Raw genomic sequence first — 1,098 nt, 5'->3', positions numbered from 1 at the left:
GGTCCCACCCGCCGCCAGTCCTGAGCCCGCGCCACGCCCCAAGCCGAGCGCCGTGGTGGTTGCGTTCGGCCCCCACAAGGGGAAGACGGCCTCCGAGCTCTCCGACGACGCGCTGAGCGAGTCCATTGACCTGGCCAACGAGAAGCTGATGGAGCAGCCCCGGGCGCGCTGGGCCAAGGCCATGCGGGAGAATCTGCTGGCGCTGGAGGCGGAGACGGAGCTGCGCTGCCGGGTGCCGGCGACGAAGGGCGGCGACAACGGCGTGGCCCATGATGCGTGAAGCGGAGCCAGAAACCGTCAGGCTGTGAGGGGGCGCCCCCGCTGCGAAAGTGGCGGGGGCGTTCCTGCTTCAACCTGCTGGAAGGTGCGCGCTCGGAGGGACTTGAACCCCCAACCCCCGGGTTCGAAGCCCGGTGCTCTATCCAGTTGAGCTACGAACGCAATTTCGAGGGCGAGTAAAGAAGGGCGGCCAACCGGGATCGAACCGGTAACCTCCGGAGTCACAGTCCGGCGCTCTAACCAGTTGAGCTATGGCCGCCATACAGCTTTACCGCGAACGGCGTTTGAAGCGGCGGCTTCCCTACCTTGGAAACCAGGGCCCTGACAAGGCCCAAATGCGACTTACGGCCAGGTTGGCGCCCCAGGCAGGACTCGAACCTGCGACCCCCGGCTTAGAAGGCCGGTGCTCTATCCAGCTGAGCTACTGGAGCTGGCCGGGCCGCCTGCTTCCGATGCTGCACTTCAAGTCGGGGCGAGAGGATTCGAACCTCCGACCCCCTGCGCCCAAGGCAGGTGCGCTACCAGGCTGCGCTACGCCCCGAGAAGTCCGGCATTGTTGAACCATCCCGAACGGACGCGCAAGGCCGACGTGACTGACGACCTCGCATTCCGGACGGCTACAAGCCCAGCAGGTGGGGCTTCATCTTCTGGAAGGCTTTTCCCCGGTGGGAGATGGCCGACTTCTCCTCCGGCGTCAGCTCCGCCAGGGCGCGGTCGCCGCCCGGGAGGATGAAGACGGGGTCATAGCCGAAGCCATGGCTGCCCTGGGGGGCGTGGCCGATGCGGCCCGTGCACTGCCCCACCTCCACCTTCGCCTCC

General features: G+C 67.1%; 1 protein-coding gene, 4 tRNA genes and 1 pseudogene. 1 reads left to right on the top strand and 5 read right to left on the bottom strand.

What is annotated here, in order from left to right:
• A pseudogene (locus G4D87_RS38095) lies at positions 1–280 on the top strand (phage recombination protein Bet); the annotation flags it as partial.
• Between the two features lie 87 nt (positions 281–367).
• Here the strand turns inward: G4D87_RS38095 and G4D87_RS38090 are convergent.
• The 5 genes from G4D87_RS38090 to G4D87_RS38070 form a co-directional block, all read right to left on the bottom strand.
• A tRNA-Arg gene (locus G4D87_RS38090) sits at positions 368–441 on the bottom strand.
• Between the two features lie 23 nt (positions 442–464).
• A tRNA-His gene (locus tag G4D87_RS38085) sits at positions 465–538 on the bottom strand.
• A gap of 95 nt (positions 539–633) precedes the next feature.
• Positions 634–710, bottom strand: a tRNA-Arg gene (locus tag G4D87_RS38080).
• 36 nt (positions 711–746) lie between these two features.
• A tRNA-Pro gene (locus tag G4D87_RS38075) sits at positions 747–820 on the bottom strand.
• 76 nt (positions 821–896) lie between these two features.
• Positions 897–1,098: non-canonical purine NTP pyrophosphatase (locus G4D87_RS38070; protein WP_205507893.1), on the bottom strand; the 202-nt coding region annotated here is incomplete at its 5' end.

It is taken from the genome of Myxococcus vastator, assembly GCF_010894475.1.
In the GTDB taxonomy this organism is placed as follows: Bacteria; Myxococcota; Myxococcia; order Myxococcales; family Myxococcaceae; genus Myxococcus; species Myxococcus vastator.
This window is presented reverse-complemented; position numbering and strand designations above follow the sequence as displayed.